Source organism: Enterococcus sp. AMC1623 (genome assembly GCF_058216495.1).
Genome location: NZ_CM177096.1, coordinates 2,455,001 through 2,469,741, shown reverse-complemented (window position 1 = coordinate 2,469,741; position 14,741 = coordinate 2,455,001). Strand labels below are relative to the sequence as shown.

General features: G+C 38.5%; 11 protein-coding genes, 1 tRNA gene, 2 rRNA genes and 1 other annotated feature (1 of these 15 cut by a window edge). Of the genes, 9 read left to right on the top strand and 5 right to left on the bottom strand.

The window, feature by feature from the left end; translation table 11 throughout:
- The first annotated feature begins 6 nt into the window (after positions 1 to 6).
- The 6 genes from AC4BC7_RS11855 to guaB all read left to right on the top strand — a co-directional run bounded on the left by AC4BC7_RS11855 (position 7) and on the right by guaB (position 5,411).
- The gene (locus AC4BC7_RS11855; protein WP_207941857.1) at positions 7 to 771 is read left to right on the top strand and encodes a ParA family protein; all 765 of its coding nucleotides are present in this window, start codon (positions 7 to 9) and stop codon (positions 769 to 771) included.
- Positions 761 to 1,648: a ParB/RepB/Spo0J family partition protein gene (locus AC4BC7_RS11850; RefSeq protein ID WP_207941856.1), complete on the top strand. Its 888-nt coding sequence runs from the start codon at positions 761 to 763 to the stop codon at positions 1,646 to 1,648. Before AC4BC7_RS11855 ends, AC4BC7_RS11850 begins: the two co-directional genes overlap by 11 nt.
- Before the next feature lie 12 nt (positions 1,649 to 1,660).
- Positions 1,661 to 1,849 carry a DUF951 domain-containing protein gene (locus tag AC4BC7_RS11845; RefSeq protein WP_016176019.1) on the top strand — a complete coding sequence of 63 codons (189 nt, stop codon included), beginning with the start codon at positions 1,661 to 1,663 and terminating at the stop codon, positions 1,847 to 1,849.
- 7 nt (positions 1,850 to 1,856) lie between these two features.
- The gene (gene ychF / locus AC4BC7_RS11840) at positions 1,857 to 2,969 is read left to right on the top strand and encodes a redox-regulated ATPase YchF (protein ID WP_207941855.1); all 1,113 of its coding nucleotides are present in this window, start codon (positions 1,857 to 1,859) and stop codon (positions 2,967 to 2,969) included.
- A gap of 102 nt (positions 2,970 to 3,071) precedes the next feature.
- The gene (locus tag AC4BC7_RS11835; RefSeq protein WP_207941854.1) at positions 3,072 to 3,764 is read left to right on the top strand and encodes a DUF1129 domain-containing protein; all 693 of its coding nucleotides are present in this window, start codon (positions 3,072 to 3,074) and stop codon (positions 3,762 to 3,764) included.
- Positions 3,765 to 3,926: 162 nt separating this feature from the next.
- The gene (gene guaB, locus AC4BC7_RS11830; RefSeq protein WP_207941853.1) at positions 3,927 to 5,411 is read left to right on the top strand and encodes an IMP dehydrogenase; all 1,485 of its coding nucleotides are present in this window, start codon (positions 3,927 to 3,929) and stop codon (positions 5,409 to 5,411) included.
- Positions 5,412 to 5,460: 49 nt separating this feature from the next.
- Here guaB and AC4BC7_RS11825 read toward each other — a convergent pair whose 3' ends face one another.
- The 5 genes from AC4BC7_RS11825 to AC4BC7_RS11805 all read right to left on the bottom strand — a co-directional run bounded on the left by AC4BC7_RS11825 (position 5,461) and on the right by AC4BC7_RS11805 (position 12,273).
- Positions 5,461 to 6,918: a polysaccharide deacetylase family protein gene (locus AC4BC7_RS11825; protein ID WP_490502952.1), complete on the bottom strand. Its 1,458-nt coding sequence runs from the start codon at positions 6,916 to 6,918 to the stop codon at positions 5,461 to 5,463.
- Between the two features lie 107 nt (positions 6,919 to 7,025).
- Positions 7,026 to 8,300, bottom strand: a complete 1,275-nt coding sequence (serS, locus tag AC4BC7_RS11820) for a serine--tRNA ligase (RefSeq protein ID WP_490502950.1) — start codon at positions 8,298 to 8,300, stop codon at positions 7,026 to 7,028.
- A 58-nt stretch (positions 8,301 to 8,358) separates the two neighbouring features.
- Positions 8,359 to 8,558 (bottom strand) — a binding site (T-box leader).
- 38 nt (positions 8,559 to 8,596) lie between these two features.
- Positions 8,597 to 9,778 (bottom strand): sensor histidine kinase, encoded by a 1,182-nt coding sequence (locus AC4BC7_RS11815; protein ID WP_207941850.1) that lies wholly within the window; start codon positions 9,776 to 9,778, stop codon positions 8,597 to 8,599.
- Positions 9,768 to 10,457 (bottom strand): response regulator transcription factor CroR, encoded by a 690-nt coding sequence (croR, locus tag AC4BC7_RS11810; protein WP_207941849.1) that lies wholly within the window; start codon positions 10,455 to 10,457, stop codon positions 9,768 to 9,770. The genes AC4BC7_RS11815 and croR overlap by 11 nt, the downstream gene beginning before the upstream one ends.
- A gap of 748 nt (positions 10,458 to 11,205) precedes the next feature.
- Positions 11,206 to 12,273 (bottom strand): IS30 family transposase, encoded by a 1,068-nt coding sequence (locus AC4BC7_RS11805; protein WP_490502703.1) that lies wholly within the window; start codon positions 12,271 to 12,273, stop codon positions 11,206 to 11,208.
- A 575-nt stretch (positions 12,274 to 12,848) separates the two neighbouring features.
- Here AC4BC7_RS11805 and AC4BC7_RS11800 point away from each other — a divergent pair.
- From AC4BC7_RS11800 to AC4BC7_RS11790, 3 genes are all read left to right on the top strand, one after another.
- A 16S ribosomal RNA gene (locus AC4BC7_RS11800) occupies positions 12,849 to 14,406 on the top strand.
- A 72-nt stretch (positions 14,407 to 14,478) separates the two neighbouring features.
- Positions 14,479 to 14,551 (top strand) — tRNA-Ala (locus AC4BC7_RS11795).
- A 180-nt stretch (positions 14,552 to 14,731) separates the two neighbouring features.
- Positions 14,732 to 14,741: ribosomal RNA gene (locus AC4BC7_RS11790) — 23S ribosomal RNA — on the top strand; it runs 2,905 nt beyond the window's last position.
- The 16S and 23S rRNA genes sit together here with 1 tRNA gene alongside, the layout of an rRNA operon.

The window sequence follows — 14,741 nt, the reverse complement described above, 5'->3', positions numbered from 1 at the left end:
AGAGCCATGGCACGAATTATCTCTGTTGCAAACCAAAAAGGTGGCGTTGGTAAAACCACCACAACGGTCAACTTAGGAGCATGTTTAGCCTATGTTGGCAAAAAAGTTTTACTAGTAGACATTGATGCACAAGGCAACGCGACAAGTGGAATCGGAATTAAAAAGGCAGACGTACAGACAGATATTTATGATGTATTAGTGAATGAAGTGCCGATTCGTGAAACCATTTTAGCTAGTTCAAGAGAAAATTTAGATATTGTTCCTGCCACGCTTCAATTGGCTGGTGCCGAAATCGAACTAGCAACGAAGATGGCTAGAGAAACACGTCTAAAAGTGGCTTTAAAAGAAGTAACTGCGCAATATGATTACATTTTAATCGATTGCCCACCTTCATTAGGGACATTGACCATCAATGCGTTTACTGCAAGTGACTCCATTTTAATTCCTGTACAGTGTGAATATTATGCGTTAGAAGGATTAAGTCAATTGTTGAATACCGTTCGTTTAGTACAAAAACACTTTAATCCAGATTTGGAAATTGAAGGTGTCTTGCTGACTATGTTTGATGCACGAACAAATCTAAGTAGTGAAGTTGTTGAAGATGTTCGTCGTTATTTCCAAGAGAAAGTATATCAAACTGTTATTCCACGAAATATTCGCTTATCTGAGGCACCAAGCTATGGTTTATCGATTATTGATTATGATTTACGATCAAAAGGTGCCGAAGTTTATCAGGCTTTAGCAAAGGAAGTGTTAGCTCGTGAAAAATAAGGGGAAAAGTTTAGGCAAAGGCATCGATGCGTTGTTTCAAGATTTAGCTGGACTTGAAAATGTAGATGTAAAAAAAGACGAAGTGCTAGAACTTTCTTTAAATGAACTACGCCCTAACCCGTATCAACCGCGCAAAACGTTTGATGAAGTTTCTTTACAAGAATTAGCGAATTCCATTGAGCAATCTGGCGTGTTTCAACCAATTATTGTGCGTAAATCAGCAGTCAAAGGGTATGAAATTATTGCGGGTGAACGCCGTTTCCGAGCCTCAAAATTAGCAAAAAAAGAAACGATTCCTGCCATTATTCGAGAGTTTGATGAAGAATCCATGATGCAAGTGGCGGTTTTAGAAAATTTACAACGTGAAGATTTAAATCCGTTGGAAGAAGCGGAAGCCTATGATATGCTAATGAAGAATTTGAAACTGACTCAAGCAGAAGTTGCTGAACGCTTAGGAAAAAGCCGTCCATATATTGCGAATTATTTACGATTATTATCTTTGCCAAAGTTGGTCAAAGAAATGATGCAAGATGAACGTTTGTCGATGGGGCAAGCCCGAACGTTATTAGGCTTGAAAAACAAGGAGCAAATTTTAAAATTAGCTAATCGTTGTGTGAAAGAAAATTTAACCGTGCGTCAATTAGAACAGCTTGTTTCTACAATGAATGAATCCAAAGATAAGAAAAAGGTTCCTCGAATCGTGAAAGAAAAGCCGTATTATTTACGTGAAAGTGAAGATCGTTTGATGGATAAGTTTGGAACAAGTGTCGAAATCAATGAAAAAAAAGGCAAAGGTAAGATTGAAATCGAATATTTGTCTCAAAGTGATTTAACGCGAATTTTAGATATTTTAAACATTCATTTTGATGAAGCATAAGGAGAGAAATCTATGTATGACTTAGGCGATAAAGTAGAAATGAAAAAACCGCATGCATGCCAAACAAACCGTTGGGAAATTATCCGTATGGGTGCGGATATCAAAATTAAATGCGAGAAATGCGGTCACATTGTAATGTTACCACGTCGCGAATTTGAAAAGAAAATGAAGAAAATTTTAGAAAAAAAAGAGAAAGAGTGAAGAAAACATGGCATTAACAGCTGGAATCGTTGGTTTACCAAACGTAGGAAAATCAACTTTATTTAACGCGATTACAAAGGCTGGTGCAGAAGCAGCGAACTATCCTTTTGCAACGATTGATCCAAATGTGGGGATGGTTGAAGTACCAGACTGGCGTTTACAACGACTAACTGAATTGGTCAATCCTAAAAAAACAGTACCGACAACCTTTGAATTTACTGATATTGCTGGAATCGTAAAAGGTGCCAGCAAAGGAGAAGGACTAGGAAACCAATTTTTGAGTCATATTCGTCAAGTTGATGCCATCTGTCACGTTGTTCGTTGTTTTGATGATGAAAACATTATGCGTGAACAAAATCGTGAAGCAGACTTTGTAGATCCTTTAGCAGATATCGATACAATCAATTTGGAATTGATTTTAGCAGATTTAGATTCCGTTACTAAACGTTATACACGTGTCGCAAAAATTGCGAAAACAAAAGATAAAGATGCGTTAGCTGAACTAGCTATTTTGGATAAAATCAAACCTGTTTTAGAAGAAGGTTTATCTGCTCGTACGATTGAATTTACATCGGAAGAAGAAAAATTCGTCCGTTCATTATTCTTATTAACAACCAAACCAGTGTTATATGTAGCCAATGTTTCTGAAGATGAAGTGGCGGATGCAGATAGCAATGAATATGTTAAACAAGTTCGTGAATTTGCAGCTAGTGAAAATGCAGAAGTAATTATCGTAAGTGCTCGTGCAGAAGAAGAAATTGCCGAGTTAGATGAAGAGGATAAAGTAGAATTCTTAGAAGCACTAGGTATTGAAGAATCTGGATTGGATCAATTAATCCGTGCAGCTTATGATTTATTAGGTCTAGCAACCTATTTTACGGCGGGCGAGCAAGAAGTTCGTGCATGGACCTTCCGCAAGGGAATCAAAGCACCTCAAGCGGCAGGGATTATCCATTCTGACTTTGAGCGTGGTTTTATCCGTGCAGAAACTGTTTCTTTTGAAGACTTAGATAAATATGGAAACATGCAAGCAGCGAAAGAAGCTGGACGTGTTCGTTTAGAAGGAAAAGAGTATATCGTGCAAGATGGCGATGTTATGTTATTCCGCTTTAATGTATAAACTAACGATTTTTGCAGTAAAGTGCTACCAAAGCAAGGAACTAGTATGGTAAAATAGCCTGTGGAAATGTTGTTAGGGAAGGCGAAGGGAGAACCGAGAGTCATGGAACCAGAAACTCTACGAGGATATGTTTCAGAAAATCGTGAATTAGAAAAACAATTAACAAAAAGAAACCAACAGTATATTTTTGATTTGAAAAAATCACTTGAAGCAGCGAACTTATCTGAAGAAGAAAAAGCGATTGCTTTACACGAAATATTACCTGTTTTAGTTAAAGAACAAAAAGGTGGCCGAACAGCACGCCAATTGTTTGGAACGGTTTCTGAACGAACAGAAGCAATTTTAAATAAACCAGAAGAAGTCAAAGAAACATCACCTGTCATGATGTGGTTAGATAATACGTTATTAATTTTAGGTATTTTCGGTATTATGATGGGCGTCATGGGTCTCTTTGCTCGTGATAGTGCACAAGTGTATGGGATTATCACATTCATTTCGATGGCAATGGTCGGTGGATGGGTCTTTTATGTGATGTATAAATATATGTATCAATATGAGCGCCCAGGTGCAGATAAATCACAGCGTCCAAAAATGTGGAAGATTATGTTGATCTTAATCGGTTCATTTTTCTTATGGATTGCGACAATTGCAGTAACGTCAATTTTACCAAGTTCAATTAATATTGTACTTGATCCAATTGTTTTAGCAGTGATTGGTGCAGTTGCGATTGGGTTACGTTATTACTTGAAGAAAAAATACAATATCGTGGGTAGTTTATCTGTTCCACGAAAATAATAGGAGACGAACAAATAACCTTTTCTGTGAGAGAAGGGCAGTTTGTTCGTTTTTTCTTACTTAATTCTTAGTTATTTAATCTTTTTATTTTGAATAGTTGACTTATGGCATAATTTTTGCTATTTTCATTAAAATATAAAAATTTGAGGAGTGGTTACGAAAATGTCCAACTGGGAAACAAAGTTCGTGAAAAAAGGATTGACTTTTGATGATGTATTACTGATACCTGCTGAAAGTCGTGTATTGCCAAATGATGTTGATATGAGTGTTCAATTAGCTAAGAATTTAAAATTGAATATTCCAATTATTAGTGCCAGTATGGATACCGTAACAGATAGTAAGATGGCGATTGCCATGGCGCGCCAAGGTGGTTTAGGTGTTGTTCATAAAAATATGAGTATTGCAGCGCAAGCCGATGAAGTTCGCAAAGTAAAACGTTCTGAAAGTGGCGTTATTATTGATCCATTTTTCCTAACGCCTGAGCATTTAGTAGCGGATGCTGAAGAGTTAATGAGTCGTTATCGTATTAGTGGTGTTCCTGTTGTCGAAACAATGGAAAACCGTAAATTAGTCGGAATTATGACAAACCGTGACTTACGATTTGTAACAGATTATCATATTCCAATTTCTGATGTAATGACAAAAGAAAATTTAGTGACTGCACCTGTAGGAACATCGTTGAAGGATGCTGAAAAAATCTTACAAAAACACAAAATTGAAAAATTACCAATCGTTGATGAAGCTGGTCGCTTGAGTGGTTTAATTACGATTAAAGATATTGAAAAAGTAATCGAATTCCCAAATGCAGCAAAAGACGAACACGGTCGTTTGTTAGTTGCAGCAGCAGTTGGGGTAACAAGTGATACCTTTGAACGTGCGCAAGCTTTATTGGATGCTGGTGCGGATGCTATCGTTATTGATACGGCACATGGTCATAGCGCAGGCGTATTACGCAAAATTAAAGAAATTCGTGCAGAGTTTCCTGAAGCAACATTAATTGCCGGCAATGTAGCAACGGGTGAAGGAACGAAAGCCTTATATGATGCTGGTGTTGATGTGGTTAAAGTCGGAATTGGTCCAGGGTCAATTTGTACAACTCGTGTCGTTGCAGGTGTGGGTGTTCCTCAATTAACAGCTATTTACGATGCTGCATCCGTTGCTCGTCAATATGGGAAAGCAATTATTGCTGATGGTGGTATTAAATATTCTGGTGATATTGTCAAAGCATTAGCTGCCGGAGGTTTTGCGGTAATGTTAGGGAGTATGTTGGCTGGTACGGATGAATCTCCGGGTGAATTTGAAATTTTCCAAGGTCGTCGTTTCAAAACGTATCGTGGCATGGGATCATTAGGTGCGATGGAAAAAGGGTCAAGCGATCGTTACTTCCAAGGTGGCGTGAATGAAGCGAATAAGTTAGTTCCAGAAGGTATCGAAGGTCGTGTAGCGTACAAAGGGAGTGCAGCAGATATCATCTTCCAAATGATGGGTGGATTAAAATCTGGTATGGGCTATGTCGGTGCAGCGAACTTGAAAGAATTACGCGACAATGCGCAATTTATCCAAATGAGTGGCAATGGCTTGAAAGAATCCCATCCACATGATGTACAAATTACTAAAGAAGCACCAAACTATTCAATTGAATCATAAAAAAATAAACCGTTGTTTCCTCGATCGAGGAGACAACGGTTTTTATTAATTAAATTTCACGAGCATCCGTTTGTCCAAAGTATTGATACAACGGTTTTTCTTTTTGCTCCAATAATTGACTTGTCGTTACGAATTCATAGCCTTGTGCACGTAAGTTATCAATAACCGTTCCTACGGCATCAATCGTTGTTGGATGAATGTCATGCATCAAAATAATTCCACCTTCAAAGGCTGTTTGATTGACACGATCGATAACTGCTTGTGTATTTTTTGAATCCCAGTCATAAGAATCAATATCCCATTGAATAATTGGTTTACCAATAACTTCTGCTGATTCTGGACTAATCGCTCCATATGGCGGACGTAAGGTACGTGGTAAAATCCCAGCAGCATTGTAAATTGCTTTGTCGGTTAGACGAACTTGTTCTTTTAATTTGTCTTTAGGAATCGCATTTAATTGTGGATGTGAATACGAATGACTGGCAATTTCATGTCCTTGTTCATGCACATCTTTAACAATTTGAGGGAATTCCTCGGCCATTTGACCTAGCATAAAGAAGGTTGCTTTTACATCTTTTTCAGCCAAAAGTTGTAACAATCGTGGTGTAGTGTCTCCACCAGGTCCATCATCAAAGGTCAAAGAAACATATTTTTTATTGGGATCTAAAGCAGTTGTTTCTTCTGATAACTGACTTGGATCAACTAGATCAGTTTGGATAAATGATTGCACATCACTATAATCAAGCGTCAATTTATCGACCCCTGTTTTATTTTTCGGTAAAGCTATTTCTAAATGCTCTGGTGTATACGTAGCATTTTCAAATTTAATACGTGGTAAATCTAAAACAGCATCTAAAATATCTTGTGGTTTTTCCGCATCATCCAATAATTTTTGTTGGATAACTTGTTGAATGGCTAATAAATTAGCTTTTGAACCAATTAAAGCTTTAGATGTAATTTCTTCTCCCGTATCTGTGTTGATATAAATCGCTTTTTCCGTCCGTTCATTTTCTTTTTTGAAGGTTTGTTCATTGGATTCCCAATCGTATGTTTCGACATTTAAGGCGTATGTTGCAAGATGATCGGTTCGTTTTTGTTTTTCCACGCAACCTACTACGATAGCTTGTTTCGGATGTTTAAGTTTTTTTCTTTCTTGTTTCATTAAATGAGTCAATTGTTCTTCTGTATTTTCATAAGGTAGTTCTTTTTCTTCTTTAGGAATGTAAAGAATTTCTTTGATATTATCGTTATTCAGTTCTTTTTTCTCACTAACAACGCCATTTTTTTCTTGTTCTTGCTCGATTTCAGCAACTAAATTCGTTGTTTCTTCATCAAGTTTTTCTTGGAGTTGTTGCTCTTGGATTTTGCCATATACTACATATGTTCCACCACTGACGATAATCAGCACACATGAAAGAAATGCAATCCATAAAAAATAAGGGAGTTTTTTGGGTGATTGTCCTGAGTGTCGATTACTGCGTCTATTGTTTGTGTTTTCTGTAGTCATAATTCCTCTTCTTTCATTTTCTAAAAGTGATTACTAATACTGTAACATGATTGAAATATTCAATCAACGAAAAAACCGTAAATGAAAACTTCATTTACGGTTTTTGCTTATTTTTCAATTTTTGTTAGTCCACCCATATAAGGAACTAATACTTCAGGAATTGTGACACTTCCGTCTGCATTTTGATAATTTTCTAACACGGCAGCAACGGTACGACCGACTGCTAAACCAGAACCATTTAAGGTATGTGCATATTGGATTTTATTCTCCGCATCACGGTAACGAATCATGGCACGACGCGCTTGGAAATCTTCACAGTTAGAACATGAACTGATTTCACGGTACGTATCTTGGGCTGGAATCCAAACTTCTAAATCATACGTTTTGGCAGCAGAGAAGCCCATATCACCTGTTGACAAGGCCATTACACGGTAAGGTAAATTTAGTTTTTGGAGAATTGATTCAGCGTCAGCGGTCATTTTTTCTAATTCATCATAAGAATGTTCCGCATCACTGAATTTAACCATTTCTACTTTATTGAATTGATGCAAGCGAATCAAACCACGTGTATCACGTCCTGCACTACCTGCTTCTGAACGGAAAGCTGGACTTAATGCCGTAAAATAAATAGGCAACTGATCTTGGTCTAAAATTTCGTTACTATAGTAATTTGTTAACGGTACTTCAGCTGTGGGAATTAATGTTAAGTCAGAGTTTTCCAATTGGAAGACATCTTCTTTAAATTTTGGAAATTGTCCCGTACCAAACATCGCTTGGCTATTGACTGCATATGGTGTAATCATTTCAGTATATCCATGTTCATAAACATGTTGATCTAACATAAAATTATACAAAGCTCGTTCTAAACGTGCACCTAAACCAGTATAGTAGACAAAACGACTACCAGAAACTTTCGCTCCTCGTTCAAAGTCTAAAATACCTAAGTTTTCCGCAATTTCCCAGTGAGGTTTTGCTTCAAAGTCTAATGATTGAGGTTCACTCCAACGACGTACTTCTACGTTGTCATCTTCGTCTTTTCCGATTGGTGTACTTTCATGGGGAATATTTGGTAGAGTTGTAGCGATTACTTTCAATTGTTCATCAATTTGAGCCACTTCGCTATCCAAAGCTTTGATTTTACCGCCCACTTCTTTCATTTCAGTAATTTTAGCAGTTGCGTCTTCTTTAGAGCGTTTTAATTGAGCAATTTCTGCCGAAACATCATTGCGGTATTTTTTTAAGTCTTCTACTTGGACTAATAAGCTACGACGGTCTTCATCTAATTTTAGAAATTCAGCGAGAACTTCTTCAGAAACGCCACGTGTTTTTAATTTTTGTTGCACAGTGTCGAAATTTTGACGAATCATTTTAATATCTAACATCTTTTTTCCTCCTATTATATGAATAAAATAAAAAAACTATTCCATCCCTAGCAAAATAGCTTGGGACGAAATAGTTGTTCGCGGTGCCACCCAAGTTCGGCATACGCCGCACTTGTCCTCGTAACCTGAGGGAAGGTTCTTTCTTTCAAAAGACGCATGGTAAGAATTGGATTCCAATATAGCTTCTACTGATTTTCACCAACCATCAGCTCTCTTTTTAGAAGTCTAATTTGTACTAGATTCTTTGCATATTCTCTATTTAATTGGTTTTAGCATAGCCGAATTTTTTATTTTCGTCAACCGTTGTTATTAGGTTGTGGTACTTTGTTGCGATGTAACGGTAAATGAATAATAAAAGAAGTCCATGTATGAGAGGATTTAGCATAAATATACCCCCCATGCAAAGCAACGATGCTTTGGGCAATTGCTAATCCTAATCCGGTTCCACCTGTTTCTTGTGAACGCGATTCTTCTACCCGATAAAAACGGTCAAAAAGTGAATCCAATGCGCGTTTAGGAATCATTTTACCATTGTTTTTAACTGTAATAACGACTTCAGTGCCAACCTTTTCGACTTCCATTACAATTTTTGTGGCGCCTTTGCCATATTTTAGGGCATTCGTTAACAAGTTGTTAAAGACGCGCACTAATTTTTCTGTATCACCGTCCATAATAATTTGTGCAGGACGCGCAACAGTTTGTACCTCAATTCCTTTTTTGCTAGCTTCTAATTCAAAGTCAGCAGCTAGTTGTTCGACTAACTGTACCATGTCAAATTTAATTAAATTAACTGGCACACTGGGTTGCCTAACCTTTGTATATTCAAATAAATCATCAACGAGCGATTTCATTTGCTTAGCTTTCACGTAAGCAGTGTGCGTGTATTTCAATAAATCTTCTTCTGAATGGTATTGTCGATCTTCAATTAATCCCAAATAGCCAATAATTGAGGTTAAAGGAGTACGAATGTCGTGACTAACGTTGGTAATTAATTCATCTTTGGATTTTTCAATTTTTCGTTCTTCTTCAATCGCAGCAACTGTACTATCAACTAAGCCATTAATGCTGCTCACCACGCGATTCAAGTCACCTCTTAGTTCAAAAGGAATGCGATGGTCATAATTTCCTTCTGCAATATAATGTAGTTCGCTAATTATATGTCGTAATTGCATTTGACGATAGCGACGAATCAAGCGCCAATATAAAAAAGCAATGTCCAACACAAGGAAGACGGGAACTAGAATATTTTTTCCACTTAAAAAGATTTCCGTGTCTAAATTTTCGACAAAACTATTGCGTGATTCAAAGATTGCCTCGTTTAAAGCAGGAGTATTATTTATAATAGAAGAAAGAATAAGCAAGATTGCAATATTTACGATAATTAATAGAATAATCGTAATAATTGATTCTGCAAATAACTCACTGATTTCTTTAGAAGTAAGCGTGACTCGTTTTCTTTTTTCTGCTTTATTTTGCATCTATTTTGTATCCAACTCCCCATACTGTTTGAATAATTTTTTCACCGCCAGTTGCTTCTTCAATTTTATCACGCAAATGACTCACGTGAACCATGACTGTTTTTGCAGATACGACGCTTTCTTGTTTCCAAACACGCTCAAAAATTTCATCGGCACTGAAGACACGGTTTGGATGGGAAGCAAGTAAGTATAAAATCCCAAATTCTAAAGCAGTCAATTGAATTTCTTTTCCATCAATTGTTTTTACTTCATGTGAATCACGATTAATAATCAATGAACTTACTTCCAAAACATCTGGTTGAGCAGAAGCAACTTGCATTTTAGTACGACGTAAAAGTGATTTAACACGAGCCATCACTTCTAATGGATTAAAAGGTTTTGTTACATAATCATCAGCGCCTGCAACTAAACCTTTAATTTTATCCATATCTGTTGTTTTAGCAGTTAACATAATAATAGGGATTTGTGATTCTTTACGAAGCGTTTTGACAACTTGCATGCCGTCAACTTCTGGCATCATAATATCCAGAATCAATAATTCAATGTCGGGTGTCGTCCGCACTTTAGAGAGAGCTTCTTTTCCATCATAAGCTTTGATTGTTTCATAGCCTTCGTTGTGTAAATAGATACTAATCAATTCAACAATTTCTTTATCATCATCTGCGACTAAAATTTTCATATAATGTCCTCCTATAGAACAATAGTATTTAATAGTATTTTATCAAAAAATAGAGAAAATAGATAAATTTCCACCTAATCTTTAGAGAATATAAGAAATTACAAAAGCAAACGAAATCTAAAAACGAACGATGAATGGATAAATTTGAATTTTACGAAGTATTTCGCTATAAAAACGAACAAAAAAAGGTTGAGGATGAGAAGAAAGGGATGTAATAAGAAACGTTGATGTATCAATGTTTTTTCTGTTGACGAATAACAAAAATCTTGGTATATTATTACTTGTCCTAAGCGACAAAAAAATTCTTTAACTTTTTGAAAAAAAGAGTTGACGAAGTAAATGACAGATGATATTATAACAAAGTCGTCAAAAACACATTGGTTATATACGTTGAATTAACAATGAAAATAACCAAAATAAATTGTTGACGAATAACAATACATCTGTTATGATGATTGAGTTGCTGTTAAGCAATCAATAATTTTGTTTGAAAAATTATGCTTAATTGCAATATCAAATGCATAAAAAATTTTAAAAACCTTTATAGACAGCGAATTACTCAATAATCCAGTATTACCAATGCTTTGAAGCCATTGACGGCAGGGAGTGTTTCATCCCTTACCATTTTTCAGGTGAGTTGTTGGTGGTTCTGACCCAAGAGGATAGGTTAGCTGAGTCAAGAGAAGGAGCAAAGCGGCTCTTGACTCAGCTAATCTATTCTCTTATCCTATAGAACCAACAAAACACCTTAAGCTGCTTGTAAATCGGCCAGTTCTTCCTGAAGGCGTTCTGCAGGTGTTGTATAGCCCATTATTTTTCTTGGTTTGTGGTTGATCGTATCGGTTACTTCCAGTAAATACGAATAGGACAATGGACGCAGAGTGACTCCCTTTGGGATAAATTCTCGGAGCATGCGGTTATGCCTTTCGTTCGTTCCTTTCTCCCAAGAAGCATACGCATGAGTAAAGAAAACCTGAACGTCTTCAGCAATGCTTTCGATAAGAGACAGACTTGAAAACTCAGAGCCGTTATCAGTTGTGAGTGACTTGAACTGTTCTAGCCCCTGTTTTTTCATCAAGTCAAGCACGCCTTTTTGAACCAGCGCTGCGCCTTTTCCCCAAACTTTCTTAGTGAGGCAGTAGCGTGTTTTCCGTTCAACCATAGTGATGATGACAGGCTCATTTTTTGTTTTCTTACCTAATACTAAATCAACTTCCCAATGCCCAAATTCTTCCCTCGAGAGTACTTCTGGAGAGCGTTCTTCGATACTGCGTCCCAAGTGTTTAGCGTTATGACCTTTAGGTTCAGAAACGGTTGTTTTTCGTGGCCGCATCCTAGTCTTCATAGGCAAATCGATATTACGGATTGGAAGTACGGCAGCATTTATCAAAGCGTAAACGGTCTTCGTGCATGGTACGCGTTCGTCAGGGTGCAACTTTCTATAAGAGTGTACAAAAGTATCCACACTATAAATCCGCAACCCCTTCTTGGGTGCTAGATTTTCAGGTAAGGCAGCAAGGAAAGCCGCAGAATATTTATTATGATCCCGCGCATGCGAGTTCTCACGATTTTCTTTATAAACCCGTGCGCCTGAGGCGGCAATATACTGCTCGTAATAATTGCGCTTATAGTCAAGCTGGCGCGTTCTACCGCGTTTCAACTCACGAGAAACAGTGGGTTGGCTGACCCCTAATTCTCGCGCCATTTCAGCTTGTTTATAGGTGCCGCTTTTCGCCATCTGTTCCAGCATTCCGCGTTGGATGTCAGTAAGTTGTTTGAAGGTGCGCTTTTCTGTGATACAATTATTTTTGGTCATGTAGATACCCCTTATACTTTTGGTTTGGTTGCTAACAAGTATATCGTATCTACATGATTTTTTCGTTTATTTCCTTATGCATTTCATTTTACAATTTACCACTTAAATAATAAGTGTTGAATTCTTTCTTTTTCTATTGACTTATACTTGGGAAACATGGTATATTATTCAACGCTGGTTTTGAAAGAAAACGATGAAAAATATTTCTGAAAAAAATTGAAATAAAGAGTTGACTTAAAATGAATCCAGTGATATTATAACAAAGTCGCCAATATGAAATTGCGATTGCCATTTGTTTTAAAAGTGTTTTTTGCTTTTTAAAATAACATCGAAAAATATTTTTATAACATGAAGATTAAAAATATTTTCGAAAAAGTAGTTGACATTTTATTATTAAACTGATATGATATAAAAGTTGCTGATGCAGCAAGGTAGACCTTTGAAAACTGAACAAAGCAAGCAAACGAACCAATTGTGTAGGACACTTCTATTAAATAGAAGTAACACAAAACAAGCAAGCAGTAATGATAGCAAACGTTATTTATGAGCTTAACAATCGAAAGATTGTTTCAACTTTTTATGAGAGTTTGATCCTGGCTCAGGACGAACGCTGGCGGCGTGCCTAATACATGCAAGTCGAACTCTTCTTTTCCGCCGAACTTCGGTTCACTGGAAAAGAAGAGTGGCGAACGGGTGAGTAACACGTGGGTAACCTGCCCATCAGAGGGGGATAACACTTGGAAACAGGTGCTAATACCGCATAATGCTTTTTCTCGCATGAGAGAAAGCTGAAAGGCGCTTTTGCGTCACTGATGGATGGACCCGCGGTGCATTAGCTAGTTGGTGAGGTAACGGCTCACCAAGGCAACGATGCATAGCCGACCTGAGAGGGTGATCGGCCACACTGGGACTGAGACACGGCCCAGACTCCTACGGGAGGCAGCAGTAGGGAATCTTCGGCAATGGACGAAAGTCTGACCGAGCAACGCCGCGTGAGTGAAGAAGGTTTTCGGATCGTAAAACTCTGTTGTTAGAGAAGAACAAGGATGAGAAGAGAATGTTCATCCCTTGACGGTATCTAACCAGAAAGCCACGGCTAACTACGTGCCAGCAGCCGCGGTAATACGTAGGTGGCAAGCGTTGTCCGGATTTATTGGGCGTAAAGCGAGCGCAGGCGGTTTCTTAAGTCTGATGTGAAAGCCCCCGGCTTAACCGGGGAGGGTCATTGGAAACTGGGAGACTTGAGTGCAGAAGAGGAGAGTGGAATTCCATGTGTAGCGGTGAAATGCGTAGATATATGGAGGAACACCAGTGGCGAAGGCGGCTCTCTGGTCTGTAACTGACGCTGAGGCTCGAAAGCGTGGGGAGCGAACAGGATTAGATACCCTGGTAGTCCACGCCGTAAACGATGAGTGCTAAGTGTTGGAGGGTTTCCGCCCTTCAGTGCTGCAGCAAACGCATTAAGCACTCCGCCTGGGGAGTACGACCGCAAGGTTGAAACTCAAAGGAATTGACGGGGGCCCGCACAAGCGGTGGAGCATGTGGTTTAATTCGAAGCAACGCGAAGAACCTTACCAGGTCTTGACATCCTTTGACCACTCTAGAGATAGAGCTTTCCCTTCGGGGACAAAGTGACAGGTGGTGCATGGTTGTCGTCAGCTCGTGTCGTGAGATGTTGGGTTAAGTCCCGCAACGAGCGCAACCCTTATTGTTAGTTGCCATCATTTAGTTGGGCACTCTAGCGAGACTGCCGGTGACAAACCGGAGGAAGGTGGGGATGACGTCAAATCATCATGCCCCTTATGACCTGGGCTACACACGTGCTACAATGGGAAGTACAACGAGTTGCGAAGTCGCGAGGCTAAGCTAATCTCTTAAAACTTCTCTCAGTTCGGATTGTAGGCTGCAACTCGCCTACATGAAGCCGGAATCGCTAGTAATCGCGGATCAGCACGCCGCGGTGAATACGTTCCCGGGCCTTGTACACACCGCCCGTCACACCACGAGAGTTTGTAACACCCGAAGTCGGTGAGGTAACCTTTTTGGAGCCAGCCGCCTAAGGTGGGATAGATGATTGGGGTGAAGTCGTAACAAGGTAGCCGTATCGGAAGGTGCGGCTGGATCACCTCCTTTCTAAGGAATATTACGGAAACTACACATCGTTTGCCTTTGTTCAGTTTTGAGAGGTTTACTCTTAAATTTATTGGGGCCTTAGCTCAGCTGGGAGAGCGCCTGCTTTGCACGCAGGAGGTCAGCGGTTCGATCCCGCTAGGCTCCATTAACGACAATGGTCGTTAAGTATTGTTCATTGAAAACTGGATATTTAAAGTAAAGAAATCAAAACAAACCGAGAACACCGCGTTGAATGAGTTTTTTAATAAGTTCAATTGCTTATTTTTCTTGATAAAACTTCTATCGCTAGAAGATCTTTATCAAAACCCAACCGTAAGGTTGATAAGGTTAAGTGA

Coding starts and splice junctions, on each gene's coding strand:
- AC4BC7_RS11805 (WP_490502703.1), bottom strand. CDS start 12,273: ATGACCAAAAATAATTGTATCACAGAAAAGCGCACCTTCAAACAACTT.
- AC4BC7_RS11815 (WP_207941850.1), bottom strand. CDS start 9,778: ATGCAAAATAAAGCAGAAAAAAGAAAACGAGTCACGCTTACTTCTAAA.
- AC4BC7_RS11845 (WP_016176019.1), top strand. CDS start 1,661: ATGTATGACTTAGGCGATAAAGTAGAAATGAAAAAACCGCATGCATGC.
- AC4BC7_RS11855 (WP_207941857.1), top strand. CDS start 7: ATGGCACGAATTATCTCTGTTGCAAACCAAAAAGGTGGCGTTGGTAAA.
- guaB (WP_207941853.1), top strand. CDS start 3,927: ATGTCCAACTGGGAAACAAAGTTCGTGAAAAAAGGATTGACTTTTGAT.
- AC4BC7_RS11835 (WP_207941854.1), top strand. CDS start 3,072: ATGGAACCAGAAACTCTACGAGGATATGTTTCAGAAAATCGTGAATTA.
- ychF (WP_207941855.1), top strand. CDS start 1,857: ATGGCATTAACAGCTGGAATCGTTGGTTTACCAAACGTAGGAAAATCA.
- AC4BC7_RS11825 (WP_490502952.1), bottom strand. CDS start 6,918: ATGACTACAGAAAACACAAACAATAGACGCAGTAATCGACACTCAGGA.
- croR (WP_207941849.1), bottom strand. CDS start 10,457: ATGAAAATTTTAGTCGCAGATGATGATAAAGAAATTGTTGAATTGATT.
- serS (WP_490502950.1), bottom strand. CDS start 8,300: ATGTTAGATATTAAAATGATTCGTCAAAATTTCGACACTGTGCAACAA.